Origin of the sequence: Paenibacillus sp. FSL R5-0490 (assembly GCF_001956215.1) — a bacterium.
Taxonomy (GTDB): domain Bacteria; phylum Bacillota; class Bacilli; order Bacillales; family Cytobacillaceae; genus Cytobacillus.
In genome coordinates this window covers 95328-121695 of record NZ_MRTQ01000008.1, presented here as the reverse complement: position 1 = coordinate 121695, position 26368 = coordinate 95328, and the positions used below count along the sequence as shown (strand labels likewise).

The 26368-nt window shown below is 43.3% G+C and carries 29 protein-coding genes, 1 other RNA gene and 1 other annotated feature; of the genes, 19 read left to right on the top strand and 11 right to left on the bottom strand.

The genetic code is table 11. From position 1 onward, the window contains the following. Window positions 1-30: 30 nt before the first annotated feature. A complete protein-coding gene (locus tag BK139_RS08500) occupies window positions 31-489 on the top strand; it encodes a S1 domain-containing RNA-binding protein (protein WP_076257917.1) in 459 nt (152 codons plus the stop codon). 106 nt (window positions 490-595) lie between these two features. Here BK139_RS08500 and BK139_RS08495 read toward each other — a convergent pair whose 3' ends face one another. Beyond that, window positions 596-2269, bottom strand: a complete 1674-nt coding sequence (locus BK139_RS08495; protein ID WP_076257916.1) for a ribonuclease J — start codon at window positions 2267-2269, stop codon at window positions 596-598. 168 nt (window positions 2270-2437) lie between these two features. Then, window positions 2438-2661, top strand: a binding site (T-box leader). Between the two features lie 77 nt (window positions 2662-2738). Here BK139_RS08495 and proB point away from each other — a divergent pair. The 5 genes from proB (at window position 2739) to BK139_RS24550 (ending at window position 7972) form a co-directional block, all read left to right on the top strand. Beyond that, window positions 2739-3869: a glutamate 5-kinase gene (gene proB / locus BK139_RS08490; protein WP_076257915.1), complete on the top strand. Its 1131-nt coding sequence runs from the start codon at window positions 2739-2741 to the stop codon at window positions 3867-3869. Then, a complete protein-coding gene (locus BK139_RS08485; RefSeq protein ID WP_076257914.1) occupies window positions 3860-5092 on the top strand; it encodes a glutamate-5-semialdehyde dehydrogenase in 1233 nt (410 codons plus the stop codon). Before proB ends, BK139_RS08485 begins: the two co-directional genes overlap by 10 nt. 126 nt (window positions 5093-5218) lie before the next feature. Next, window positions 5219-6472, top strand: coding sequence for an ATP-binding protein (locus tag BK139_RS08480; RefSeq protein WP_076257913.1), 1254 nt, complete (start codon window positions 5219-5221; stop codon window positions 6470-6472). Between the two features lie 107 nt (window positions 6473-6579). After that, on the top strand, window positions 6580-7650 hold the full coding sequence (locus BK139_RS08475; RefSeq protein ID WP_286148291.1) for a TDT family transporter: 1071 nt from the start codon (window positions 6580-6582) through the stop codon (window positions 7648-7650). A 229-nt stretch (window positions 7651-7879) separates the two neighbouring features. Continuing rightward, complete coding sequence (locus tag BK139_RS24550; protein ID WP_226618119.1) at window positions 7880-7972, top strand: putative holin-like toxin; 93 nt, start codon at window positions 7880-7882, stop codon at window positions 7970-7972. 22 nt (window positions 7973-7994) lie between these two features. On the opposite strand, the gene BK139_RS08470 is transcribed toward BK139_RS24550, so the two are convergent. The 3 genes from BK139_RS08470 to BK139_RS08465 all read right to left on the bottom strand — a co-directional run bounded on the left by BK139_RS08470 (window position 7995) and on the right by BK139_RS08465 (window position 8809). Continuing rightward, a complete protein-coding gene (locus BK139_RS08470; protein ID WP_335449755.1) occupies window positions 7995-8312 on the bottom strand; it encodes a redoxin domain-containing protein in 318 nt (105 codons plus the stop codon). 18 nt (window positions 8313-8330) lie between these two features. Then, on the bottom strand, window positions 8331-8489 hold the full coding sequence (locus BK139_RS23905) for a hypothetical protein (protein ID WP_175609082.1): 159 nt from the start codon (window positions 8487-8489) through the stop codon (window positions 8331-8333). Between the two features lie 146 nt (window positions 8490-8635). Continuing rightward, on the bottom strand, window positions 8636-8809 hold the full coding sequence (locus tag BK139_RS08465) for an aspartyl-phosphate phosphatase Spo0E family protein (protein ID WP_076257910.1): 174 nt from the start codon (window positions 8807-8809) through the stop codon (window positions 8636-8638). A 253-nt stretch (window positions 8810-9062) separates the two neighbouring features. Here BK139_RS08465 and BK139_RS08460 point away from each other — a divergent pair, with 253 nt between their 5' ends. The 4 genes from BK139_RS08460 (at window position 9063) to BK139_RS08445 (ending at window position 15395) form a co-directional block, all read left to right on the top strand. Next, window positions 9063-9914 (top strand): glycerophosphodiester phosphodiesterase, encoded by an 852-nt coding sequence (locus tag BK139_RS08460; RefSeq protein WP_076257909.1) that lies wholly within the window; start codon window positions 9063-9065, stop codon window positions 9912-9914. A gap of 358 nt (window positions 9915-10272) precedes the next feature. After that, complete coding sequence (locus BK139_RS08455; protein ID WP_076257908.1) at window positions 10273-11535, top strand: L-lactate MFS transporter; 1263 nt, start codon at window positions 10273-10275, stop codon at window positions 11533-11535. Window positions 11536-12010: 475 nt separating this feature from the next. Then, entirely contained in the window at window positions 12011-14371 is a 2361-nt protein-coding gene (locus tag BK139_RS08450; protein WP_076257907.1) for an FdhF/YdeP family oxidoreductase, read from the top strand. A 151-nt stretch (window positions 14372-14522) separates the two neighbouring features. After that, window positions 14523-15395 carry a LysM peptidoglycan-binding domain-containing protein gene (locus tag BK139_RS08445; protein WP_076257906.1) on the top strand — a complete coding sequence of 291 codons (873 nt, stop codon included), beginning with the start codon at window positions 14523-14525 and terminating at the stop codon, window positions 15393-15395. Between the two features lie 50 nt (window positions 15396-15445). Here BK139_RS08445 and BK139_RS08440 read toward each other — a convergent pair whose 3' ends face one another. Genes BK139_RS08440 through BK139_RS08425 form a run of 4 tightly spaced genes read right to left on the bottom strand, consistent with a single transcriptional unit; the run spans window position 15446 to window position 17719 of the window. Next, a complete protein-coding gene (locus BK139_RS08440; protein ID WP_076257905.1) occupies window positions 15446-15943 on the bottom strand; it encodes a CBO0543 family protein in 498 nt (165 codons plus the stop codon). Between the two features lie 32 nt (window positions 15944-15975). Continuing rightward, window positions 15976-17112 carry a zinc-dependent alcohol dehydrogenase gene (locus BK139_RS08435; RefSeq protein WP_076257904.1) on the bottom strand — a complete coding sequence of 379 codons (1137 nt, stop codon included), beginning with the start codon at window positions 17110-17112 and terminating at the stop codon, window positions 15976-15978. 19 nt (window positions 17113-17131) lie between these two features. Further along, entirely contained in the window at window positions 17132-17494 is a 363-nt protein-coding gene (locus BK139_RS08430; RefSeq protein WP_076257903.1) for a spore coat protein, read from the bottom strand. 15 nt (window positions 17495-17509) lie between these two features. After that, window positions 17510-17719, bottom strand: a complete 210-nt coding sequence (locus BK139_RS08425; protein WP_076257902.1) for a spore coat protein — start codon at window positions 17717-17719, stop codon at window positions 17510-17512. Window positions 17720-17867: 148 nt separating this feature from the next. Here BK139_RS08425 and BK139_RS08420 point away from each other — a divergent pair, with 148 nt between their 5' ends. The 4 genes from BK139_RS08420 (at window position 17868) to BK139_RS08405 (ending at window position 19429) form a co-directional block, all read left to right on the top strand. After that, window positions 17868-18077, top strand: a complete 210-nt coding sequence (locus tag BK139_RS08420; RefSeq protein WP_083675331.1) for a hypothetical protein — start codon at window positions 17868-17870, stop codon at window positions 18075-18077. Beyond that, on the top strand, window positions 18070-18372 hold the full coding sequence (locus tag BK139_RS08415; protein ID WP_076257901.1) for a spore coat protein: 303 nt from the start codon (window positions 18070-18072) through the stop codon (window positions 18370-18372). Before BK139_RS08420 ends, BK139_RS08415 begins: the two co-directional genes overlap by 8 nt. A gap of 59 nt (window positions 18373-18431) precedes the next feature. After that, window positions 18432-18627: non-coding RNA, 6S RNA (gene ssrS, locus BK139_RS08410), on the top strand. A gap of 91 nt (window positions 18628-18718) precedes the next feature. Continuing rightward, entirely contained in the window at window positions 18719-19429 is a 711-nt protein-coding gene (locus tag BK139_RS08405) for a polysaccharide deacetylase family protein (RefSeq protein WP_076257900.1), read from the top strand. A gap of 16 nt (window positions 19430-19445) precedes the next feature. Here the strand turns inward: BK139_RS08405 and BK139_RS08400 are convergent, their stop codons facing one another. Continuing rightward, window positions 19446-19721 (bottom strand): YqhV family protein, encoded by a 276-nt coding sequence (locus BK139_RS08400; RefSeq protein ID WP_076257899.1) that lies wholly within the window; start codon window positions 19719-19721, stop codon window positions 19446-19448. A gap of 345 nt (window positions 19722-20066) precedes the next feature. On the opposite strand from BK139_RS08400, the gene BK139_RS08395 reads away from it, so the two are divergent. Beyond that, the gene (locus tag BK139_RS08395) at window positions 20067-20765 is read left to right on the top strand and encodes a class I SAM-dependent methyltransferase (RefSeq protein WP_076257898.1); all 699 of its coding nucleotides are present in this window, start codon (window positions 20067-20069) and stop codon (window positions 20763-20765) included. A gap of 15 nt (window positions 20766-20780) precedes the next feature. Continuing rightward, on the top strand, window positions 20781-21308 hold the full coding sequence (locus BK139_RS08390) for a GrpB family protein (RefSeq protein ID WP_076257897.1): 528 nt from the start codon (window positions 20781-20783) through the stop codon (window positions 21306-21308). A 442-nt stretch (window positions 21309-21750) separates the two neighbouring features. Here BK139_RS08390 and BK139_RS08380 read toward each other — a convergent pair whose 3' ends face one another. Both BK139_RS08380 and BK139_RS08375 read right to left on the bottom strand, forming a co-directional pair. Beyond that, complete coding sequence (locus tag BK139_RS08380; protein WP_076257895.1) at window positions 21751-22929, bottom strand: IS256 family transposase; 1179 nt, start codon at window positions 22927-22929, stop codon at window positions 21751-21753. 448 nt (window positions 22930-23377) lie between these two features. Beyond that, on the bottom strand, window positions 23378-24109 hold the full coding sequence (locus BK139_RS08375; RefSeq protein ID WP_076257894.1) for a GntR family transcriptional regulator: 732 nt from the start codon (window positions 24107-24109) through the stop codon (window positions 23378-23380). Window positions 24110-24394: 285 nt separating this feature from the next. Between BK139_RS08375 and BK139_RS08370 the strand changes: the two genes are divergently transcribed. From BK139_RS08370 to BK139_RS08360, 3 genes are read left to right on the top strand one after another with little or no spacing between them, the layout of a single operon-like run. Continuing rightward, window positions 24395-24700, top strand: a complete 306-nt coding sequence (locus BK139_RS08370) for a PTS sugar transporter subunit IIB (RefSeq protein WP_076257893.1) — start codon at window positions 24395-24397, stop codon at window positions 24698-24700. A 2-nt stretch (window positions 24701-24702) separates the two neighbouring features. Further along, on the top strand, window positions 24703-26037 hold the full coding sequence (locus BK139_RS08365) for a PTS sugar transporter subunit IIC (RefSeq protein ID WP_076257892.1): 1335 nt from the start codon (window positions 24703-24705) through the stop codon (window positions 26035-26037). 12 nt (window positions 26038-26049) lie between these two features. After that, window positions 26050-26364, top strand: a complete 315-nt coding sequence (locus tag BK139_RS08360; RefSeq protein ID WP_076257891.1) for a PTS sugar transporter subunit IIA — start codon at window positions 26050-26052, stop codon at window positions 26362-26364. Window positions 26365-26368: the final 4 nt, after the last annotated feature.

Here is a 26368-nt window from a genome sequence, read left to right as displayed (position 1 = left end):
GTTGTTAACACTACCGAGGGGGAAGTTTTTTTGTCAATCGAAATTGGAAGCAAGGTACAAGGAAAAGTAACAGGTATTACAAATTTCGGAGCTTTTGTCGAGCTGCCAGGCGGCACGACTGGTCTAGTTCACATCAGTGAGGTAGCTGACAGCTATGTTAAAGATGTAAATGATCATTTAAAAGTTGGCGATGAAGTAACTGTTAAAGTGCTAAGTGAGAAGGAAGGCAAAATTGCCTTATCCATCAAAAAAGCAGTGGACAGACCGGAAGGCCAATCTTCTTATTCACCGCGCCCACCGCGCCAGGGAAGAGATGATCGCCGCGGCGGTGGTGGTTCCAGAGATTTCCGTTCAAAAGGAAACTTTAAGCCAAAGGAAAGCTTTGAAGACAAAATGGCAAAATTCTTAAAATCGAGCGAAGAAAATATTTCTTCATTGAAGCGCAATACTGAAGGAAAGCGGGGCGGCCGAGGCGGACGCCGCGGATAAGCAGCCCTTTAGATAATGGGAAACTCCAATCAGGAGGGAAGTTTCCTGACTGATTGTTCGTTATCCTGTGATAAAGGCAAGCCATAATAGGCTTGCCTCTTTTCGTTTATATTTCAATAATGATCGGCAGGATCATTGGTTTGCGCTTTGTTTTTTCGAATAAAAACTGCCCAAGTGATTTCTTGATGCTCTGCTTGATGACATTCCACTGGCTTTTATCCTGCTCAGGAAGATCGTTGACGGTTTTTTCTGCTATCCGATTTATGTCTCTCAGCAGATCTTCGGATTCCCTTGCGTAAATAAAGCCCCGGGATATCGTATCCGGCCTTGATATCATTTTGCGTTCACTCTTGCTCATGGTCAGTACGATCACAAGCATGCCATCCTCTGATAGCTGCTTCCTGTCGCGGAGCACGATGCTGCCAATGTCACCGACACCCACTCCATCCACATACGTATCTCCTGCAGGCACCCGCCTTGTCTGGCGTGCTTCTCCGTTCTCAAAATCAACAACATCCCCATTTTTAATGATAAAAGTGTTCCCTTTTTCAACACCGATCGATTCAGCAAGCAATTTATGATGATGAAGCATTCTGTATTCACCGTGAATGGGAATAAAATATTTCGGCTTCATCAATGTGAGCATAAGCTTTAAATCCTCCTGGTAGCCGTGGCCGGACACATGCATTCCCGTTGAGCTGCCTGATCCGTAAATTACTCTGGCACCCAGTTTAAAGAGGTTATCAATGATTTTAGAAACATCACGCTCGTTGCCCGGGATTGGGGAGGCAGCCAGAATCACGGTATCTTCAGGATGAATTTCAGCGTCACGGTAATTTCCGGAAGAAAGGCGTGAGAGGGCAGCCATCGGCTCACCCTGGCTGCCGGTACAAAGTATGCACACCTTTTCAGGAGCGAGATTCATTGCCTCTTTCGGGTTGATAATCATTCCCTCAGGAACGGCCAGATACCCGCGTTCAATGGCCACATTCACCACATTCACCATGCTTCGGCCAAGAAGGACAAGCTTCCGGTTTGCTTTCATGGCTGCAGCCACCACCTGCTGGACACGGCTCACATTGGAAGCGAATGTGGAGATGATGATTTTGCGGGGGGCTTTCATGAATGCTTCCTCAATGTTCTCCCCGACAATATGCTCAGTTGGAGAAAAGCCGGACCGCTCAGCGTTTGTGCTTTCTGAAAGAAGTGCGAGGACTCCTTCCCGCCCGATTTCCGCCATCCTGTGGATATCAGCATGCTCCTGATTTACAGGAGTCAAATCAAATTTAAAATCGCCTGTATGGACGACATTTCCCTCCGGTGTTTTAAAAACAATTCCCAGACAGTCCGGGATGCTGTGATTCACTTTGAAAAAGCTTACGCCTATCTCACCAAATTCAAGGCGAGTATCAGAATCAATGGTGATCAGCTCGGAGTCACCAAGCAGGCGATGCTCCGTTAGCTTTAATTCAATAAGCCCCAGTGTAAATCGCGTAGCATAAATCGGCATATTCATTTTTTTCAGGAGATAGGCAACCCCGCCGATATGATCCTCATGTCCATGAGTGACAATCAGGCCTCGTATTTTTTCCCTGTTTTCTTCAAGGTAAGTGATATCCGGGATGATCAAATCGATCCCCAATAATGTCTCATCGGGGAATTTCCCCCCGGCATCTATCACGATAATATCGTCATCATATTGAATCACATACATATTTTTCCCAATTTCATTAATGCCGCCAAGAGAAAAGATGGATAACTGCTTTCCATTTGACTCCATATGTACATCCTCCCGTTAGTCTTTTTTCTTAGCATTCCCGATTCGGCGTGCATTATCATGGGAATGCACCTTACCGTGAAAATGAGAATTTTACCCCTTTAAATCAGCAAATTAATCATTGACATAAAATACAGAAGCATGCATAATAATTCTAATCTTATGAAAATATCAACAGCATTGACAGGGAATCAGTAAATAGAAATCAGGCAAGAAGAGAGCGGGATTCACCGGCTGAAAGATCCTGCGGCCTGCAAAGCTATTGAACCTAGCCCTTGAGCTGCCAGGCAAACCTGGCCGAAATTCCGTCGTTAAAGGATTTTTAAGCGGGCACTTGCAGTGTGCAGTGCCAATGAAGGTGGTACCGCGAAAGACAAAGCTCTTCCGTCCTTTTTTTAGGGATGGGAGGGCTTTTTTTTATTCCGCTTTATGGAGCGGACGAACGCTTTTTAACATAAGGGTGGTGTCTGATGTGAAGAAGGAACGGATTGTTGTGAAAATTGGAAGCAGTTCGCTGACTAATAACAATGGCGGATTGTGCATGGAAAAGCTGGAGGAGCATGCAGCTGCCCTTTCACGGCTGAAGGAGAAGGGGCATGAGGTTATATTAATTTCATCAGGAGCCGTTGCTGCAGGATTTGCGGATCTTGGCTATCCTTCGCGCCCGGTGACCATTGCCGGAAAACAGGCGGCCGCCGCAGTGGGTCAGGGGTTATTAATGCGGGGGTATACGGAAGAATTCAAAAAGCATGGAATCGTTGCAGCGCAATTGCTGCTGACAAGGCAAAACTTCCTGCATAAGGAGCAATACCAAAATGCACATGCCACATTGTCTGAACTATTGAAGCGGAATGTTCTTCCGATCATTAATGAAAATGATTCTGTATCGATTGAGGAGCTGGCCTTTGGTGATAACGATATGCTGTCAGCACTTGTCTGCGGTCTGGTACAGGCACACCGCCTGATCATCCTGACAGATGTGAATGGAATTTATGATTCCAATCCCCGCACAAATTCAGAAGCAAAAAAGTTCAATTTTATTTCAGAAATAACCGAGGAATTGATGAATGCTGCCGCAGGGTCAGGCTCAAAGGTGGGAACCGGCGGAATGGTGACAAAGCTTGCGGCGGCAAGGACAGCATTGGCACTGGGTGTGCAGGTTTTCATAGGCGTGGGTCATGGCGCGAAAAAGCTGGTTGAGATCCTTGAAGGCAAAGGGGATGGGACTTATATCGGCACGAGGTCACAGCCGAGTGTCAAAACTTCCAAGCAGTGGCTTGCGCTGCATTCTGTTCCGAATGGGAAAATTGAAGTGGATCACGGTGCTGCACAGGCCATATTAACGCAGGGAAAAAGCCTTCTGCCTGCAGGTGTGACCAGCATAACAGGCCATTTTCATATTCAGGATGTGGTGGAAGTGATTGGCCCAAAAGGGGATTTGATCGGCAAGGGGCAGGTTAATTTCTCATCCGATGAACTTCGGGCCATTAAAGGGCTATCCAGTGTGGAAGCCATGCAGCTGGCCGGGAGCGACCGCCGGGTTGTCATTCACCGGGATCACTGGGTAACCCAAAAAAGAAAGGAGAAAAGTTCATGGAGTTAATTCATAAAGGCCATAAAGCGAAAAAAGCAGCGGCAGAGCTGGCAAAAAAGTCGACACAGCAAAAAAATCGTGCGCTTGAACTGATCTCTGAGCAGCTGATGCAGGAGAAGGATTTTATTTTAACAGAAAATGAAAAGGACCTGGACGCAGGTAAGGAAAAGGGGATGAGCGATGCTTTATTGGACCGTCTGCGGTTAAATGAAGCCCGCCTTGAGGATATGGCGGACGCACTTATCCAGCTCACCCGGCTGGAAGATCCAATTGGGGAGATTATTTCCAAGTGGGAACGACCGAATGGGCTTGAGATAACACAGGTTCGGGTTCCGATTGGTGTTGTCGGCATGATCTATGAAGCGCGTCCCAATGTAACGGTCGATGCATCAAGCTTATGCTTGAAGACAGGCAATGCTGTTATGCTGCGCGGAAGTTCAACTGCCATTCATTCCAATAAAGCGATTGTGCAAGTGATTCATCATGCTTTGGAAAAGAGTGACCTGCCGGCAGATGCAGTACAGCTGATTGAGGATACAAGCCGGGAAACCGCTTCTGCTATGTTCAAGCTGAACGATTACCTGGATGTCTTGATTCCGCGGGGAGGGGCAAAGCTGATTCAGACAGTTGTAGAACAATCCACAGTCCCGGTGCTTGAGACTGGTGCAGGCAATTGTCATATCTATATTGATGAAAGTGCCGATAAGGAAATGGCGATTAGCATAGCGGTTAATGCCAAAACACAGCGTCCGTCGGTTTGCAATGCCTGCGAAACGATCCTTGTTCACAGAGAGTGGGAGGAGCTTAACGACCTTGTGAATGCGCTAAAGGAAAAAGGAGTTGTGATTCATGGCGGTGAAGGTGTCAGCGGGGAAGAAATCATTCCGGCCGCGGAAGAGGATTGGGCCGCTGAATATTTAGGCTTGGAAGTTGCATTGAAAGTGACGGAAAGCGTGGAAGAGGCCATTGCTCATATAAACCGCTTTGGCACAAAACATTCTGAAGCGATTATTTCATCAAACCCGGAAAATGTGGAAAAATTCCTGAATGAAGTTGATGCAGCGGCCGTTTACCATAATGCATCCACCCGTTTTACAGATGGCTTCGAGTTTGGGTTTGGCGCTGAAATCGGCATCAGCACCCAAAAACTCCATGCCCGGGGTCCGATGGGGCTGCCGGCACTGACATCGACGAAATATATTGTGAAAGGGAATGGACAGGTGAAGAAGTAAGATGAATTTGTGGGTATCATCTGCACATGATTGCTGCAGGATGCCCTTGTTCTGAAAAAAATGATATCGCTTTCTTCACAACTGATGCTAAAATAATAGAAAAAAACATAAAAAAAAGAGGGATATATGAATAAACATACTGGTCAAATTTCACTTGTGATTATTTCGGTTTTATTTACCTCTTATCAATCTATTTTTTCGCATGAAAAGTTTCTTTCTTTTGATTTTTTTCTATTTACAGGTATCGCCTGGTTTGTAGGCTGGCAGTTTGACAAAAGCCGGTACTATGCAGAAAAAGCGCGGGCCAGCGAGGAAAGCTATAAAAAGCTTCTGGAATCACTCCCGGTTTCCGTGTTCATACATAAGAACTGTGAAATTTTATATGCAAACTCCGCAGCTGTCAGTGCCATGTCGAGATTAAATACTGATTCATTAATAGGCCTATCGCTTCTCGATATTGTTGAGCCTGACTATCAGGGCCGCTTACATGAACGCTATCAGCACATAAGTACAGAGAAGGAGCTTCTCAACAATACTGAATATATGATTAAACGTATTGATGGAACCAGAAGTTATTTTGAAGTTTCATCACTTTATGTTGAATTTGAAGGAAAAGAGGCCATACTCTCGATTGGAACAGATATTTCTGATAAAAAAGCGGAACAGGAACAGCTTCTGCAAAAATCGGAGAAGCTTGCACTTCTGGGGCAGATGGCAGCCGGCATCGCACACGAAATCCGGAACCCGCTTACATCGATCAAAGGGTTTGTTCAGCTTTTCAAGTCAAATAGTCAAAAAGAAGAATATTTTGATATTGTGCTTACAGAATTGGATCGCATTAATGGAATCGTCGGTGAGTTTTTAGTGCTGGCCAAGCCCACTGCAGACATTTTTGAAAAGCAGGACCTGACAAAATTAATCAGCGAAGTGATTCTCCTTAGCAATACCCAGTCAATTTTAAATAACGTGGAAATAAAAGTAGAAAATAATCTTTATGCCCCCATGGTTCATTGTGAAAAGAACCAATTGAAACAGGTATTCCTGAATATCATAAAGAATGCGATTGAAGCAATGCCGGACGGCGGCCCATTAACGATTAAAGTCATGAAAAAGACCAGCAATACCATTTCCGTTCAATTCATCGATCAGGGGGTTGGTATTTCGGAAGACCGGATTCCAAGTCTTGGGGAACCCTTTTATACAACAAAGGAAAAGGGAACCGGGCTGGGTCTGATGATTTGCTATAAAATTATCGAAAACCATAATGGCCGCTTAACCATCGAAAGCAAAGTGGGAGAAGGCACGAAAATGGAGATTGAACTTCCATTTGAAGGGGTTCATTTAGAAGGAAATGAAAACAGAAACACCGTTTTGATCTAGAGAGCTGGCAGTGCATACAACATGCACTGCCTTTTTTATCTGCAGCCAAAGTACCACTTGCATAGAATGTTATAATTATAGTAAATAAATTAATTACGGTGATTATAGTGTTATATTTTCTGTTGCTCGGCTTTCTTTTTATTGGGGCTGTTTTATTTATCATACTTAAAAAAATTAATATCAATACGGCTGCCATGGCGGCTGTGATGGCATTTGGCATCGTGACACAGGGCGTTTTGCTCAATTATTTCGGGATGCCCTTCTTTTTGGGAAGCTTCGGCAAGATTCTCAGTATAGCTGATTTGGCGTTATGGCTGGCATTCCTCGTCTCCATTGGAATGACCATTTTTAAAGGAGAGTTCAAGAAGCTGCATTACGTTAATCCCATTAATCGCTTTGGCATCGGAACCTGGGTGGCCGGCACTTCGATTTGCGGCATTATGTTCTTCAGACAATTTGGTGCCGGTGCGGAAGCCCAGGCGCTCGCGATCCTGAATGCGGGCTTATGGGCAGTTTATATTTGGATCAGCATAAGAGGTTTCAAGGAGCTTGGAGCTGCACCTTTTGGCCGGCAGACACATGGTGTTCTGCTGCTGACCACTGTCAGCACACAGTCACTTGTGCTCCTTTTTAATACTGTTTTTAAAGAGGTTCCTGTCTTTTTGAATGCCGCTCTTATTTTTACTGGATTGCTCTTTTATTTTATCAGTGCCTGGTTTATCCTGAAGCGTTATGCTGTTCGCGGATGGAATTTAGCGAAGGACTGGAATAATACCAATTGCATTTTTCACGGTGCTTTATCGATCAGCGGGCTTGCCATGTTCAAATCGGGCATCGCTGCAGGTTCTGCTGCCATGTGGTTTTGGCTGGCTGTATTCCTGGTCTTCATAATCGTTGAGGCTATTGAAATTATAAGGCTCGTGTGGCGCATTCGAATGTTTGGCTTAAAAGAGGGCATTTTCACCTACGATGTGACACAGTGGAGCCGAATCTTTACATTTGCGATGTTCTTTACGTTTACCTTTTTTATTGAAAGCCCTTTGCAGGCATTCATCCTGAATTCAGGCGTCTGGATCATTTTATTGCTATTGGTCATTGAAATTTATTTAAGTGCTGATTCATTAAGAAGGAAACATGTCCAGGTTCCGGCCGCATTCGGAAAGGAAACTTCGGTCTAAGTGATGAACGCACATAAATTTCTTCATCCGCACATAAATTGATCCGGAATAAAAGCGCGGCATTTCTCACCGTAATTTCATGAGAAGATAAAAAAGAGCCAGTCACATGCAATTTTGACATGTGCTGGCTCTTTTTAGGCCTTTTGAACGGATTTTTAATAAGGCACTTATCCTGCGTATAGGACAAGTTTGCTTCCGGGAAGGCTGAAGGTAAGGAGGCGATGTATAAATGGGTACCTTTGAAGTGTTGTCTTTGATGATCAGTTTCGGTATGTTTGTTATCGCCATGCTCCAGTTCACAGATAGAGACAGGAATTCTTGAACACGCTCGCGAGCGTGTTTTTTTAATTAGAAAGCTCTTTTTTTATATCTTCTGCAGTTGTATCGATTTCTTCGCCCCAATGGTCATTGACCTTATTTAACACAATTTTGCCTTTTGTATCCATTATTGCATAGCCCCTGTAGGCAGTGTCGCCATTTTTCATGCCAGCCTGTTCAATGAGCTTCATTTCCGGATCAGAAATAAATGGGAGGCTTTGTCCCATCTTTTCTTCCAGTGCCTGATAAAGCTCAAGCTGCTGCTCAGGCTGATCATTGCTGACGATGTACATATTGGCATCCAAATCTTCTAATTTATCCATATTCTGATGCAGCTCGACCAGCTGCTGCTGACAGAGTCCTCAGGTGTATGTTGTGATAAAGAAGAAGACAGATGGCTTGTCCTGCGGGAAGGCAACTTCATTGCCGCTTTGATCCTTTAATGCAATCGTTTGATCTTTGCCGCATGCTGTCAGAACAAGAAAAACGATTGCTAATAGAAACATGAACTTTTTCTTCATATGATCTCCATTTCCTTATAGTTATTATATTTTCATTATGGCGGTATTTTTCGTTTTTCTCAATAAAAATGCACGATTAGCGTTTAATCAAAACAAGCACACTCCTTTTTACAAGAGTGTGCGTTTTTGAAATATGGAGGGTTGTTCTAATGGATGAGCTTGCTTCGCTGCACTTTATAGATGAGCTTATCGAGCTCCTCTGAGTACATAAGCGTTTCAGGGTGTGACAATCCCTTGTTTTTTCCAACAGAAATCATCTTTTTGCGCAGGACATCGATGTCATTGTGAAGTTTTTTTATAGCAGTCGAAGGTGTGGTCATTGATTCGGCTCCTAATCTGGGGATGAAATATTATATTCTATTATCGACAAATTAACCGGCAAATAAACAGTTTCGACAAAACTTATAAAAAGATTACAAGTTTCTACAACGGTGAATAAGACCCATTCAGAAAGGCTTGTATTAATATTCCTGTAATCTATTATTCTCCCAGGTTTTACATAATATTAGAACAGGGTTAATATTTCGTCACTATTCTTAATGTGTAAACCATTATAGATAGGGGACGGAGACATTGAAGAAGAAAATGATTTCGGTTATTGGTGCGGCAGTTATTGGGCTAAATGCGTTTGGAGCAGGTGCAGCACTGGCAAAAGATATGCATAAGGACATTGTAAATGTGTCACATCGCGGGGCTTCTGCTTATGCACCTGAGCATACAATCGCTGCATATGACATGGGCGAGAAAATGCATGGGGATTATATTGAAGTGGATTTGCAGATGACAAAGGATGGGCATCTCATTGCGATGCACGACGTGACGCTGGACCGGACGACAGATGGAAAAGGATACGTAAAGGATTATACCTTAAACGAAATAAAGCAGCTTGATGCAGGCAGCTGGTTTAATGAGAAGTACCCGTATGCTTCAAAAGCGGAATACGAAGGCTTAAAGGTGCCGACACTTGAAGAGGTTTTCAAGAAGTTTGGAAAAAACAGCAGCTATTACATTGAAACGAAATCACCGGATGTTTACCCTGGCATGGAAAAGGAACTGCTTCGTCTGGTTGATAAGTATAAGATTAATAAAAATAAACTGCTCGTCCAGTCATTCAGCTCTCAAAGCCTAAAAGTGATGAATGAATTGGACCCATCTATTAAACTTGTACAATTAATCTCATATAAAGTGGACGCAGAAATAACTGATGCAGAGATTAGTGAAATAAAGCAGTACGCGATGGGCATTGGTCCTAACCATACGTATTTAAATGAGGAATATGTTCAAAAGGTTGTGAACAGCGGTCTTGAACTGCATCCGTATACTGTCAACGACAAGGAAAGAATGAAGCAGCTGATTAATTGGGGAGTAACCGGCATGTTCACAAACCATCCGGATTTGCTTCATGATGTGACAAAAGGGAGATAAATAGAAGAACTCCGGGAATCATTTTCGGAGTTTTTTTGTATATAAACCAACACCTCCATAGTGAAAAATTGCTAAAAAGGGCTTGAACAAGCTTTTTTAAAGTGATATGATTTTTAATAGTTCGAAAATCTGTCACATTTTGATTTGAGATAGCGATCCTGTCGTCGGTTAAAATGCCATCAGATTCTATTAGATTAACAGTTGGTCCTTTAAGCAGCGCATCCTGCTTGATACTAACCGTCAATCCTTCTTAAGCATACCCAAATTCGGGAATGCGGGGAAGATTGGCGGTTTTTTGTTTCAGGAAATCAACCTGAAACCGTTTACAACGGTATGAGCATTACGAGGGGGAAAAAGAGTGAAAAAGACAAAAAATCGGTGGCTGATTGCCGCCTCGGCCGTAGGGATTCATATCTCCATCGGTTCGGTTTACGCCTGGAGCAACTTTACCAATCCATTGATTGAGCAGTTTGGCTGGTCATCAAAGGAAGTACAGCTGACCTTCAGTTTGGCGATTCTATTTCTGGGATTGTCAGCAGCCTTTCTTGGCCACTTTGTTGAAAAGCACGGACCAAAAAAAGCTGGTCTTCTGGCAGCAGGATTCTTCGGGGCTGGCATGCTGGGAGCCGGATTGGCCGTAAATATGGGATCCTTGCCATTTTTGTACATAACCTACGGGGTACTTGGGGGAATTGGTTTGGGAGTCGGCTATATTGCGCCGGTATCCACACTGGTAAAATGGTTCCCTGACCGCCGCGGATTTGCAACAGGCCTTGCCATCATGGGATTTGGCTTTGCTGCAGCAGTAGCGAGTCCTGTCATGGATGGACTGATTAAATCTGTTGGTACTGCTAACACGTTCTTTATTTTAGGTGCAGCCTACTTGATTATTATGACATTATCATCTTTATACTTAGAAAAGCCGCCTGAAGGCTGGGCACCTGAAGGCATGAAGGAAAAAGCTGCAGCCGGAAAAATCAAAATTAAACAGGATTTGGCACAGTTAACGGCGAATGAAGCAGTAAAGACAACCCGATTCTATTATTTATGGTTCATGCTGTTCATTAATGTAACGTGCGGAATTGCGATTTTGTCAGCTGCAAAGCCGCTGGCACAGGAAAGCATAGGCCTGACAACGGCAGAAGCAGCCACGCTTGTCGGAGTGCTTGGCATCTTTAATGGACTGGGCCGTCTGGCATGGGCATCCATTTCCGACTATATTGGCCGCCCGAACACCTATACGATTTTCTTCGTATCACAGATCGCCCTATTCCTTTTGCTTCCGATCACAAAAGAAGCGATTCTTTTCCAGATTATGCTTGCTGTTGTGTACACCATGTATGGCGGAGGATTCTCATCCATCCCGGCATTTATCGGCGATGTTTTTGGAACAAAGCAGCTTGGCGCCATTCACGGATACATCCTTACAGCATGGGCTGCAGCCGGTCTTGCAGGCCCGATGTTTGCAGCATGGATGAAGGATTCAACAGGAAGCTATGCTTCAAGTCTGACAAGCTTTGCCGGACTTTTTGTGGTGGCACTCATTGTGTCCATCCTGATCCGTTTTGATATGAAAAAATTACGCAGGCAAAATGAAGCTAATGAGCGTATAGCAAGTTAAATTCTAATTAAAACAGCATTCAAGATAGATAGTGTCTAGCTCCAGCGCCTAGCCCCTCGGGACATAAGCCAAATCACTCCAGAAATCAGGACAAGGAAAGCTTCGTCAGCGATACATCGCCCGACCAAAGCTTGCTTTGGGAGGTTTCCTGCGTGATTCGTCTTATGCCTGTCGGACTTGCACAGGATGTGCTGGCTTCAACGTTCGCCACAGGACGTGGCGGTTTTTAGTTGAAGTTCATCTGAGCAAGGCGCTTCCGCTTTTCTATTGGTATGGCACTTGGCAGCGATCCTGCTAAAGACTAACCGCCGCAGAAATCAGCATCTAGAAGTAGAGGCTTTTTGCGGCGGTTTTTTATGAAAAAAGGGAAAAATTAATCCATTCATCCATTTACAATAATAAATGCAACTTAACCATTGAGAATTAAGAGATTAAGGATCTCTATTAAATAGAAAAAGATAAAGGAGTGTTTCAGATGGGAAAAACAAAACATCCAGGACCTCAGAATAAAAAGGCCATGCCGGATCCAAAGCATTGGGTGAGTCCGATTCCGTTCGGGCTTGGCAAAATCAAGCCAAAGCATATGAGGGATACAGCAAAAATCCTATGGGAAAACAAAGATAATATCGGCTATGCCACAAATATACTGACAAAAGGTGTCTGCGATGGCTGTGCGCTTGGCGTTTCCGGTCTTTATGACCAGACGCTTAAAGGACCGCATGTTTGTACAACACGTTTAAATGTTCTTCGTTTAAACACAGCCGGTGCAATCAAACCGGACATTCTGCATGCTGATATTGATGAGCTGCGCAAATATGACAGCACCGAGCTTCGCAAGCTCGGCCGCATCCCATATCCGATGATCCGCAGAAAAGGGGAGCGCAAATTCTCCCGGATCACTTGGGATGATGCGATGAACATGATTGCTGAAAAAATGAAGGTGCTCGACCCTAAGCAGTATGCGTTCTACCTGACTAGCCGCGGAATTACGAATGAATCGTATTATGTGGCAGCTAAAGTTGCCCGCTTCCTGGGAACGAATCATATCGATAATGCGAGCCGCATTTGCCATTCTCCTTCTAAAACCGCGTTGAAGCGTTCCATTGGAGTAGGTGCTTCTACAGCCAACTACCTTGACTGGATCGGAACGGATGTCCTTTTATTCTGGGGAAGCGTGGCTTCAAACAGCTCGCCTGTATCATCCAAATATATGCTTGAAGCGAAAAAGAACGGAACAAAAATTATCGTCGTTAATCCATATAAAGAGCCGGCGATGGACAAATACTGGATTCCATCAAACCCTGAATCAGCTTTATTCGGCACAAAAATCGCTGATGACTTTTATCAGGTCAACATCGGCGGAGACATTGCCTTTATGCACGGCATCATGAAGCATTGGTTTGACATGGAGAAAGCGGAGCGCGGTTCTGCCATCAATCATAACTTTGTGAACGAGCATGTGAATGGTTATGAGGATTTGAAAAAGAAAGTGAAAGAGCAGTCATGGGAAGATATTATTAAATCTTCCGGTGTAACGAAAGAGCGGATCATCGAGCTTGCTGAACTGCTTGCGAACAGCAAAAACGCAGTCTATGCCTGGGCTCTTGGCCTGACGATGCATTCGTTTGCGACAGATAATATCTCACAGGTAGCAAATCTTGCGCTTCTTCGCGGCCATCTGGGACGTAAGCACAATGGCTTGATGCCATTCCGCGGCCATTCATCTGTACAGGGAAGCGGTGAAATGGGTGCCGATCCATTCGTATTGCCTGGCGGAGATTTTTATGGTGACACTTTTGACCGCATTCAAAATCTTTGGGGTTTTGAGCTTGAGAAATGGCAGGGTGATATTGTCGGGGTGACACTGGAGAATATTCTGCTGCCTGAAGACCATGAACGAAAAATCAAGCTTTACTATCTATCAGGCGGCAACTTCCTTGAGACCATGCCGGATCCTGATTTTATCGAAAAAGCTCTTTCTGAACTGGATATCCGTGTTCACCAGGATATCATTTTAAATACGTCTACCCTGGTTGATGCAAAAGAAGCGGTCATCGTGCTGCCTGCTAAAACAAGGTACGAGCAGGAGGGCGGCGGTACCTCCACTTCAACGGAGAGAATGGTGTACTTCAGTCCTGAAATTGAAGGAAATAAAAATAAAATTGCAGAGGCGCGCGAAGAGTGGAAAATTTATATTGATCTCGCAAAACGCGTAAAGCCTGAGACTGCCCATCTTGTTGATTTTAAAGATGCACAGGAAATCCGGGATGAAATTGCTGTAGCGAATCCTAATTATGATGGCATCCAGCATCTGAAAAAAGCAGGGGATGTCTTCCAATGGGGCGGAGCATGGCTTTGCGAGGACGGCATTTGCCCGACTCCGGATGGAAAAGGCACACTGATTACCGTCGATATACCTGACCTTGGCAAAAAAGAAGGCCAGTTCATCGTCACATCCCGCCGCGGCAAGCAGTTCAATTCCATGGTCTACAAAGAAGTGGACCCGCTGAATGGTGCCGGACGATACGATGTATTAATGAACGCAGAAGATGGAAAAGACTTAAGCATTGCAGAAGGTGAAGGCATCGTCCTTTACAACGGATTCGGTGTCTTCCAGGGAAGAGCCAAATTCGTCGATATCGCCCGCGGCAACGTAGAAGTCCACTTCCCTGAAGGTAACTTCCTATTGCCAAGAGGCCGCTACGAAAAATTCGCTGGTATCCCTGACTATAACATCACGGTTACCCTCGAAAAAGCGGACCGCTACAATGCCCGCAAAGACGTTGAATATAACGAAAAACACATCGCTGAAGATGAAATCGATGCACCAGCATAAAAAGAGGGAGATGGCTTTTGGGCCATCTCTCTTTTGTTTGGAAATGGAATTGAAAAAATGATAACAACCGATGCTGCCCATTTTCCAAAATAGGCTCGTCCCTCTGCGACATCCATTATTTCCCTTCGTCATATATAGTGAGGTGAATGTAATGAAGAAAATCAAACAGGCATTTGCAGCAGGAGTCCTATCTCTGGCTGTTATTTTTTCAGGGGGAGCTGTTTTAGCAGACCATAGCGTAGATACAGATATAGCTGTGGTCAAAAAAGGGGATACACTTTATTCCCTGGCTAAGAAGCATCATCTGAGTGTGTCGCAGATTTCGGAGCTGAATGATTTAATAGGTACGACCATCTATCCGGGACAGCGTCTCCTTTTATCCGGGGAGGAAGCTTTATATCATAAGATTATTGCCGGTTCTTTCAGCAAGAAAGAGAATGCGGAAAAGCGGGCAGAACAACTGAAGAAAATAAACATCCCAACCTCTATCAGCACGGCTGTCATTGATGGCAAAACCTATTACCGTGTACAGGCAGGTGCTTTTAAAGACAAAAAGAATGCTGTGAATCAGCTGGAGGCAGTCAAAAAGGCAGGAATTAATGATGCCTTCATTCTTTCCAGAGGCGGGCTTCATATTTTTGGCTTAAAGCCTGGAGATGCCTATGATGACATCATATCGAGAATGGGAAAGCCAAAAAAGACTGAGACCCAGCTCAATAGTAAAAGCTTTTACTACCAGGGTGATGGTGCCGGTGTAAGGGCAGCATTGAATATGAAGGATGGCACCATTGGCAGCCTTGCTGTATATCCGGAATATTTAAGCCCGCGTATGGTTCCTGCGCTTCCCTTTACTAAGGCCGAAGCAGTTAAAATGTATGGAGATGCAAACAAGACAAAAACGGTAACTTGCTACGAATCAGCCAAGTGTGAAGAGGTAACCTACGAGCTTGATGATTTCGAACTCAAAGTCCGGATTGACAGGTATCAAACCACTGTTCAGTTTCTGGAAATAACTTATCGTTAAGTGACGCGGTGGCTTTCAGAAGGAATAAAGGAAAAGAACCACAGCTCCAATTAGTGTTTTGGAGCTGTGGTTCTTTGCTTTTCTGAAGATTTACTAATCACACCCATTATTCCGCGCGTCACCAGGAAGGTCGCCATTATAGATATGAAGCTATAATAGGAGTTCCATGATTTCTTATATCTGATTAACTGTGTGTGTTTTTCAAGAAAATGTTCGGCAATTGCCGATGGAACACTAAAAATCATGGACTTCAGCAGGATATCCTTCAGGCCGCTATTCCGGGTCTGCTGATTAAAATAAACACACGTAATCGGAAAAATGAGATAGCTGAATAGGACACTGACATCAAACGTTTTAAACAGATTAACCGGGTACTTGAGATAGCCTTTTCGCACTAAGAGATTGTCTAAGAAGGTGGCAATATAGCTTTTCAAAAAGAACACGATAAGCCAGTCTTTTATAGGAGGCTTTCTGACCAAATGGAAGAAAGCTCCGATTCCCAAAATAAAGAGGCTGCGCAGCAGGTTTAATTCAAACTTTCTTCCCAATTGCAATTTCTCCTTTGTACTAAAGAATCGGATTAAGGCTTTAGTAAAACTTTTATACAGTCCTCGGTTTTTGTATCAAATGCTTCGTAGCCATGCTTCGCCTCATCCAGCGGCAAAACATGGGTGACGATGTCGCTTGGATCGAATTTGCCTTCAGCAATCATCTTATATAAATAAGGCATATAAGGAATGACCGGCGCCTGCCCCGAACGTATATTGACATTTCGCTCAAAAATGTCGCCTAAAGGAAAAGCGTTGTATCGCATGCCATACACGCCTGTTATTTGGATGGTGCCTCCTTTGCGCACAGCCTGGGTCGCCATGACGACCGCGCCCATCGATCCACCCTGCAGCTTTAAACCTGTTGCCAGGAATTCCATCGGAGTCATTTTCCCATCCATGCCGACACAATCGATTACAACATCGGCACCGCCTTTGGTTATTTCTTTAATATATTCACCCGCATTTTTGGTCTGTTCAAAATTGATGATTTCCACTTTATTGGTGCGTTTTGCATGCTGCAGCCGATAATCTATATAATCAACAGCAATGACCCTCTTTGCACCCTTCATCCAGGCAAATTTCTGCACCAAAAGGCCAACAGGGCCGCAGCCAAGGACCACAACGGTGTCGCCATCTTTAACCCCGGCATTGTCTACAGACCAATAGGCTGTAGGAACAACATCCGCAATCAGCACTAATTTCTCATCTTCCACTTCCGAGTTTTCAGGGATTTTAAATGGGGTGAAGTTCCCATAAGGCACCCGCATATATTCCGCCTGGCCGCCAGGGTATCCGCCAGTCGTTTCAGAATATCCGAAGAAGCCGCCCATTTCTCCGTGCGGATTCGAATTGTCACATTGGCTCGTTAAGTCTGTTTTACAATAAATGCATTCACCGCAGCTGACATTAAAAGGGATAATTACACGATCGCCTTTTTTAAGATTCTTCACTTCAGGTCCTGCTTCTTCGACGATTCCCATTGGTTCATGCCCGATAATATAGTTTTCATAAGTATTCGGGATCATACCGTGGATTAAATGTAAGTCAGATCCGCAAATCGCCGTAGTGGTTACTTTTATGATGATATCATCAGCTTTTTCAATCTTAGGGGCCTCAACTTCTTTAACGGCCACATCCTTAATGCCCTGATATGTAACAGCCTTCATGCCGGATTTCCTCCTATCATTATTTATCCGGTGTGGCAAAGGTGCCAAGCCGGTCAGTATCTGCAGGGAACAGTTCCATATTTCCAATGGCGATGGCCATATCAGCGGATTTTATATCAAGCTCTATTTGTTTTCCGATATCACGCGGATAAATCCAGCCTTTTTCTAACATAAGTTCTGTTACTTCGCCATGCAAATCGATGGCTTGTTCCATTTGTTTGTAAAAAGCTTTTCGTAACTCGGGACTCGCTGTTTCGGTCAATGAAACGGCATAATAGCGAATTCCTGTTTTTATGCGCAAAAGAAATTCTAATGCAAAGGTGGCATCAGCCATTTTGGGCATTCCTTCTGCATATTTCGGATCGAGATAATCTTGATTCATATTATATCCACCACCTTAGGAGAGAGTTTTCGCATGTTTGTATAAATCCTTTAATTCCTGGATCGCTTGAATCGACTGTTCTACATCCTTTTCAAGCAATTTCTTTAAATCATTATCAAAGCAAATCCCCATAACCATCTTTGATTTTAGCAGGCAATCTGTCTTAAAGTTCAGCATTTCATGTGTTTCCATTGTTTCATGGTAGCCAAGGCCTAACTCGTCCATTACATTCGTCCTCCTTTTTAATGTTAATGTTTCTTGTTTGAACGGCTTTATGCGGAATTCACAGATGCTGGCAATTGAAATAACTACCAATAGTTACTGAAGAGGGAACTGAGCAAAATGAAACTATAACTTTAATGGGGGGATTTTTATGATGAATGAACTGGGATTACATGAAACATTGGAGCTTCATGAGTTTCTGGTTTTTAAAAACCTGTGTCTTACTAAATCGGTGGCTATGGGCGGGCTTGTTCAGGATCCAACTTTAAAAACGATATTGCAGGATAGTGAAGCAGGGGATGTGAAATTCATACAGGATATGCAAAGCATCTTGAAAAGGAGGTACGGAATAAATGAATAATTTCTTGAAGAATTTAATGGGCATGGGCGGAATGTCTGATCACGTCATTGCGACGGACTTTTTAATCTCCGCGAAAGCGGGCATCCGGAATATTGCATTTGCCCTTACAGAGAGCGGTTCACCAGAAGTAAGGGAACTTTTAAGGGAGCAGTTAAGAATTGCGGTGGACACTCATGAAAAAATAACAAATTACATGATCAGCAGGGGAACCTATTATCCGCATAATTTGAAAAAGCAGCTGGAAACGGATATGAAAATTACGGAAACCGCATTGAAGCTCAGTGAAAAGAGTTAATATTTGAGGCAGGAAAAAACTTCTATTGAAACGCCGAGTAAATTATATTATTATAATAAAACAAGCTGCATTGTACGTAATCATACTAAAGTTTTAACCTTTAAGCTGAAATAGGGAGTTTAACATCGGAACAGGAATGACAAGCCTCCGTCTATACGACAAGGAGGACAGGCAGGAATGTTTCTGCGAACACCCACTTTGAGGAGTGGTGGTTTAAAACTTTCTTATACCAGTTACGGCAAAAGCGGCTACATACTTATGTTATCAAACCAGTTTCCAATCGGGGGCTGGTTTTTTTACATATTTAAATTATAATTACTCTGTAACTATAGCATCAGGAGGAATTATGAAAAAACTGCTAAAAATTAGTTTATGGATCATCTTGCTATTAGGAATAGCCTTTTTGCTCTTTGAAGTATCGAAGTCCAGGAACTTTCAGTTTTTCGGCGGCCTTGTAAATAAAGCTGAAACTGAGGATAAAGTCGTCGCCTTGACTTTTGATGATGGACCTGGTGTCAATACGGATGAAATCTTAACTATTCTACGGGAAGAGGATATTAAAGCTACTTTCTATTTAACAGGAAAAGAGATCGAACAACATATGGACGATGCGAAAAAGATTGCGGGAGAAGGGCATGAAATCGGCAATCATTCATATTCACATTCACGCATGGTTTTAAAATCTCCCTCTTTCATCAAAGAAGAAATTGAGAAAACAGATGATTTAATCAGGCAGACAGGCTATGAAGGAGAAATTCATTTTCGCCCTCCATACGGGAAAAGGTTATTTCTCCTGCCTTACTACTTGTCTAAACAGGAGCGAAAAACGGTTTTGTGGAATATGGAGCCTGAAAGTTTTCCGGACATAGAAGGGGATGCAGATAAAATCACGGAGTATGTGGTGGAAAATATAGAACCAGGCTCCATCATTCTTCTTCATGTCATGTATGAAAGCCGGGAAGAGTCTCTGAAATCTGTTAAGAAAACGATTGATGCATTAAAAGAGCAAGGATACGATATGAACACCGTTTCAGAATTGCTGATACATCAGAAATAGAGCTGTCTATACAGCTCTATCTCCCTTTAACCCCATAAAGAATGCAGCCAACCCCGCAAAGCACCCATAGCATCTTGCTTAATGAAACCTTATCAGACATTCCGGTTAATCCAATGACTGTAGTCAAGAGAAGCACAGGCGGTCCAACCAGGGCCAGTGAACTATTCACAATCAGGGCTTTTTCGATATCATTCATTTTTAAGATTAATAGTGCAACAAAAATTTCAATGCTTCCGGAAATAAGCCGCAGAATGGCCATACCAAGAATTGCTTTATCAAGAAACAGAAACATCACGTACCTCCTAAACCTTCTTGTCGTCATTATATGAAAGCTGACCGAAATGAAGGACAAGTTTTCAAAAGAAAATGTTTCATAAGTGTTACAAATATTACACTCAGCCATGATTGGGTGATTTTTCAGAGTCCATAGGATGCGTCTAGGAAGTATTTCTCTTTGCTTAAAGACTTATGTATTTATTAGACTATAAAACTTTAAAATACCCTCTTGCAGGTTTTTTAGATGGAAAAATAATGAAAAATCAGCAGTGCGATTTTCTTTAAATCATCTATTCTTAACACTGCTGTAATCCTTTCCCATAAGGGATTCAGTAAAATAAAAGAAAGGGGGAGGATGGCTATGGAAAAAGCTATTTTAGATCATAATGACTTATTGGAAATGCTGGATGGATTGTTAAGAGAACCAAAGTTATTCTGGGAAAACTTCTACGAAGACCGGGACAAAGAGATTCCATTTTTCAAAGTAAAAGGGCCGGATGAAAACCTGTCTGAGTATATTCAAAATGGACTGCAGCCTGAGAAGGTACTGGAAATTGGATGCGGCCCAGGAAGGAATGCCATTTTTCTGGCGAAGAAGGGGGTGCAGGTGGATGCCATTGATTTTTCCGAAAGGGCTATCAAATGGGCAGGTGAAAGAGCAAATGAAGCACAGGTGAAAATTAATTTTGAATGTGTATCTCTATTCGACTTTCATTTTGAACCTCACAGCTATGATTTTATTTATGACAGCGGCATGTTTCATCACCTTCCGCCGCATAGAAGGCTTACATACCTGGAAATAATCAAGTCTGCACTCAAGCCTGGAGGTAAATTTGGTCTGGTATGCTTTAATCCGGATGGAGCACTACCCACGCCGGACTGGGAGGTGTACCGCATTGGCAGCCTAAAGGGAGGCATCGGCTATACGGAGGAACGATTGAAAGCGATCTTTCAAGATGACTTTCACTTTCTGGAGTTTAGAACGATGAAAAAAATGCAGCAGCCCAGCGGTCTATTTGGGGAAGATTTTTTATGGGCGTGTTTGATGAGCTTAAAATAAATTCAGGAGGAGAATATGACAAGGAAAGTGACTGTTACCCGCTATAATCCTGATTGGGAATATAAATTTCAAAGTGAGTCAGAGTTAATCAAGACCATTTTTCAAGAAGAAATTCGGGCCATTCACCATTTTGGGAGCACTTCGGTTCCTGGTCTGGCAGCAAAGCCCGTCATTGATATAATGCCTGTCGTAAAAGATATTGAGAGGGTTGACCGCTTTAATACGGAAATGATTTCACTGGGTTATGAGCCCCGTGGAGAATACGGACTGCCTGGCCGGCGGTATTTTCAAAAAGGTGGAAATCAGCGGACACATCATGTCCATATCTATGAAAAAGGGAGTCATGAAATCACGCGCCATCTTGCTTTTCGTGATTACCTAAGGGAAAACGGAGAAGACGCAAAACAATATGGAACCTTGAAATTTGAGTTAGCGAAACAGTTTCCCTTTGACATCGATTCTTATATAAAAGGGAAGGAAGCACTGGTGCAGGAAATTGAGATAAAGGCGATGGAGTGGTACAAAAAGAGGCAATCATTCTAGTCCGTTTTATTCCGCTTATACCGTATTAGGACTGAAACTGGGGAAATAAGTTTAATAGAGTTGGAAGTTGGGTTAACTTCGGACAGAAAAAGCGGAACCCGCGTCGGCAGAGTCCGAACCTGGAGCAACTTCTGACACAGAAATGAGAAATGGCGCTCGCAGAGTCCAAACCTGGAGCAACTTCTGACACAAAAATGAGAAAAGTCGTTGTCAGAGTCCGAACCCGGGTCAACTTCTGACACAGAAATGAGAAAAGTAGTCAAGTCCTGGTTATTGTGTAAAATCAATGGCAAGTGTTTTCAACCAAACCCTTTTATTTTTTTAGCGAAGCTTCCATGGATTTTTTTTTTCATCTCCGGGAAGGGATGTCAAATGGTTTTCAATTTGACATCCCTTTCCGGAGATGTAATCATCCATGATGGAAGTGAAGCTTAAAATACGACTACTTTAGCCTGCCACCCATTAAAGATTTCCTCTTTAAGTAATCTGACTCATGGTAATGCATCAGAATTGCGCCAACCAAACGGTACGCTGATTGAGAATTGGGGAAAATACGAATCACTCTTTCCCTCCTGCGAACCTCCTGATTAAGCCGTTCCAATGAGTTGGTACTTCGGATATGGATTCGGATATGTTCAGGAAAATTCATATACTGAATGGTATCTTCGAAACCATCATCCAAGATGGCAAGCGCATTTTCAAATCTCGCCTCATTACTAAATCGCTTCATCAATTCATCCTTGAACTGGCGTATGTCCTCAATCGTAACTGCTTCAAATATCCTCTTAATCATCATGCGGATTTCGGCTGTATCCTTTTTGGGTAATTTCCCAAGGATATTCCGTTTGAAATGGACATTGCATCTTTGCCAGGCCGTCCCGATAAATTCACGTTGAATGGCTTTCTGAAGCCCTTGGTGAGCATCCGAGATCAGTAGTTTTGGTGATTGGAGGCCGCGTGATTTAAGCTGTTGAAAAAAACGGCTCCAGCTTTCGTAACTTTCCGCATGGTCAACATTTAGGCCAAGTATTTCACGGGTGTTATTCTCTGCAATGGCTGTCGCAATATAAACAGCCTTGGATACGACACGATTGTGCTCACGGACCTTTATATACATGGCGTCGGCAAAAACATAAGGGTAGTAGCTTGTATTCAGGGGCCGACCGGCCCATTCATTCACAATGGGATCAAGCTTGTGTGTAAGAGATGAAACAAACGATTTGGACACATTCTTACCACAAAGCTGTTCTACAATGTTGGTCACTTTCCTCGTTGAAACGCCATTGACAACCATCTCCACCATTGAGAGGACCAGAGCCTGGTCACATCGTGAATACTTCTCAAAAACAGTAGTTGAGAACTCGCCATTACGTGTCCGTGGAACCTTTAGGGTTATATTTCCGATACTCATCAACAGTTCACGTTCATAATAACCGTTCCGGTAGTCACGGCGTTCAACAGCGCGTTCATAAGGGGCAGCCTTTAAATAGTCATCCCTTTCCTTTTCCATAAACTCATTTAGTACCAACACAACGGCTGATTTAATGACCATATCCAGATTGGAATTTACAATAGCTTCTTTTAAAACATCAACATTCAGGTTAAACTGTACTTGAGTCATTACTATTCCTCTTTTCACTAATTTTTCTGTGGTAGAAAACAGTGTTGCCAAGAGTGAATAAAATGACTCTTTCTTTTTACACAATTATATGGACTTAATCAGAAAAGTCGTTGTCAGAGTCCGAACCTGGAGCAACTTCTGACACAAAAATGAGAAATGTCGTTGTCAGAGTCCGAACCCGGAGCAACTTCTGACACAGAAGCGAGAAATGTCGCTCGCAGAGTCCGAACCCGGAGCAACTTCTGACACAGAAGCGAGAAATGTCGCTCGCAGAGTCCGAACCCGGAGTAACTTCTGACACAGAAAGCGGAAACCTAGCTGGCAGAGTCCGAACCTTGCTAACCTCCAATCACAGAAGAACCAAAAAGCGGTCCACGGTGTCACAGCCATAACAGCCATCACCGCCTTCTCCACCAACAAGAGAATACCCACATAAATCTGCGATTCTTTAATCATAATTCCGCTCAATAATAAAATGAGCATAATCCCCGCGGAACATCGTTTTGGAATACTCGATTAAGCTTCCATCATCGATATAAGCATAAGTCTCAAGAGAGAAACACGGTGTTTCAGGTTTGATTTTTAGGAGTTCACTAATTTCTTCTTCGGGGAACCCGATTTCTAAGTGTTCCACTGTCTTTTTGATTTTTAAGTTGTATTGAGTCTGCAGCAAATGGTATAAGGATTTTTCACAGGCCTGCCGGTTCAAGCTGGGGGTCTTTTTCCATGGCAGGAAGGCTTTTTCATATTGAAGGGGCTCTTCATCTGCATACCTGATCCGTTCGAGAACATTAACCGGATCACCTTCTGACAGGTCAAAGACATCTGCTAAGAAGGAGTCGGCAGGGATGACTTCCAGGTTTATGACTTTTATGAGCGGGTTCTTTCCCTGCATCGCCATTTGCTTTGAAAAGTTTTCGACTGTAGAAGTCAGGCGCTGCTTTACTTTATTGCTTGATACAAATGTGCCTCTGCCTTGCTGGCGGTAAATATGGCCTTCTGTGCTCAGCTGCTGGAGTGCTGTTCTAATAGTTGTCCGGCTGACTCCGTATTTTTCACAAAACTCCGCTTCTGTCGGCAATTTGGTATCCGGTTTGTATTCTCCGTTTCTGATAAGCTCAAGAATGCTATCTTTAACCTTTAAGTGCAGGGCACTTTCCTCGGTGAAACCGTCTTTCATACCCGTTCCTCCTACTTTGTTCTTCTATCTATTATTCCATAGAACATATTGTCATATCAATTATAAAATTATTTGTAATAACAAATTTTAAAAATGTATTGAAAAATAAAATATTTGTAATTACAATTAATTTCAAGCATAAGGTAGTAAAAGGAGGTGATGACTTCAAAAAAGGAATATCTTTGATTTAAATTGACTGAATTATCTGCCTTTATCGATGGTACTATTAGGTTAAGCAATTATTTTATTTATTTGAAATCACTTACAGAGAAAAGGGGGTCAATCATGAATATTTTGTTATGCTGTTCGGCTGGAATGTCTACTAGTCTTCTAGTGACAAAAATGCAGGCAAGTGCTGAAAGCCAGGGGATCGACTGTAAAATTTGGGCTGTTGGCAACGGAGAGGTTAGAAATCATATTGATTCGGCAGATGTCCTGCTGCTTGGACCGCAGATTCGGTTTATGACCGAGCAGCTGAAGAAGGAGGCAGGAGGCAGAATTCCTGTAGCACCCATAAACCCGATGCATTATGGCTTATGCAATGGAGAGGAAGTATTAAAGCAGGCTATCTCATTGATAAAGGGTGAATAGTGATGATGACGTTTATTGAGAAATATATCATGCCTTACGCTATGAAATTCGGCAATAACAGACATTTGCTTGCTATCCGGGATGCCTTGATCGGGATGATTGCCATCACAATGGTGGGATCGTTTGCTGTTCTATTTAATAATCTCGGGGAAATCATTAAGCCGTACGGCAGGCTAATGGAAAGTATTTTCGGCGAATCCTGGAAAACACTGGGCGGAGATATCTGGTGGGGCACCTTTGCTTTCTTAACCATTTTCGCCGTGTTTGGCATTTCCCACAGGCTTGCCAAATCCTATGGGGATGATGGTTTTGAGGCAATGCTGGTTGCCGCAGCCTGTTTCTTCCTCTTAGTTCCTCAAGTAGGCCAGGTGCCGGAAACAGAAGGTGTCTGGGGGTTCATTGGCTATGGGTATTTTAACGCTACAGCTCTATTTACCGGGATTGTAGTAGCTCTTCTTGCAACTGAATTATTTATCCGTCTTACAAAGGTGAAAGCCTTTATTATCAAACTTCCGGATGGAGTTCCTCCTGCCGTTTCAGGGGCTTTTGCCAAATTGGTGCCGGGCATGCTGACGATTTTTGTATTCGGAGTGGCTGGTCTTCTGTTCAGAAAAATGACAGATGGGGAATTTTTGAATGACTGGCTGAATACAACCCTTGTAGCACCATTGACAAATGCTGCCGATTCACTGCCATTTGCGATCCTTATTGTCTTTCTTGTCCATGGTTTTTGGTCGGTTGGCCTTCATGGGCCTAACATTCTTGGGGGTGTTACTACGCCATTATTTACATCTCTCGGAACCAAAAACACCGATTTATATGCTCAGGGAGTGACGGATCTGGATCAGTATGCCATTATGGCAGGTCCTTTCCTGGATGCCTTCGTATATCTTGGCGGCTCCGGGGCAACGCTGGGCCTTATCATTGCCATGTTTATTGCAGGACGAAAGAGGCACAAGCAATTGCTGGCATTGGGTACGCCGCCTGGAATCTTCCAAATCAATGAACCATTATTATTCGGTCTTCCGATCGTGTTAAATCCAATCTGGCTAATACCGTTTATTTCGGCACCTGTCATTATGACTGTAGTAGCATATCTTGCTATAAAATGGGGCCTTGTTTATCCGGTCGTTGTGGCAAGCATCCCTTGGGTGACGCCTGCAGGAATTGGCGGTTATCTTGCTACAGGAGGACATATCTCCGGTGCAGTACTAGCACTTGTGAATTTAGCGATTTCTATAGTCATTTATCTTCCATTTGTCTATATAACAGGAAAAATGGATGAAAAGAAGCAGAAGCAGATGCAGCCGGAACAGTCACCAACAATTCAAGGTTAGGCGGGTTAAGAAATGGATAAAGAAAAGCTCTATCAAATATCATTTCAGCTTATATTGCACAGCGGGAATGCCAGAAGTCTGGCAATGGAATCCATCCGGGAAGCAAAGGCAGGCAAGTTCGAAGATGCGGAAGCTAAAATCCGGGAAGCCGAGGAGGAATTTGTGCTGGCACACAGACATCAAACGGAGTTAATTCAGGGCGAGGCTTCCGGAGTTCAATTCAATCTGCCCATCATTCTTGTCCATGCCCAGGATCATTTGATGAATGCACTCACTGTCAAAGACATGGCACAGGAATTCATTGACTTATACAAGAAACTAGACTAAGAGA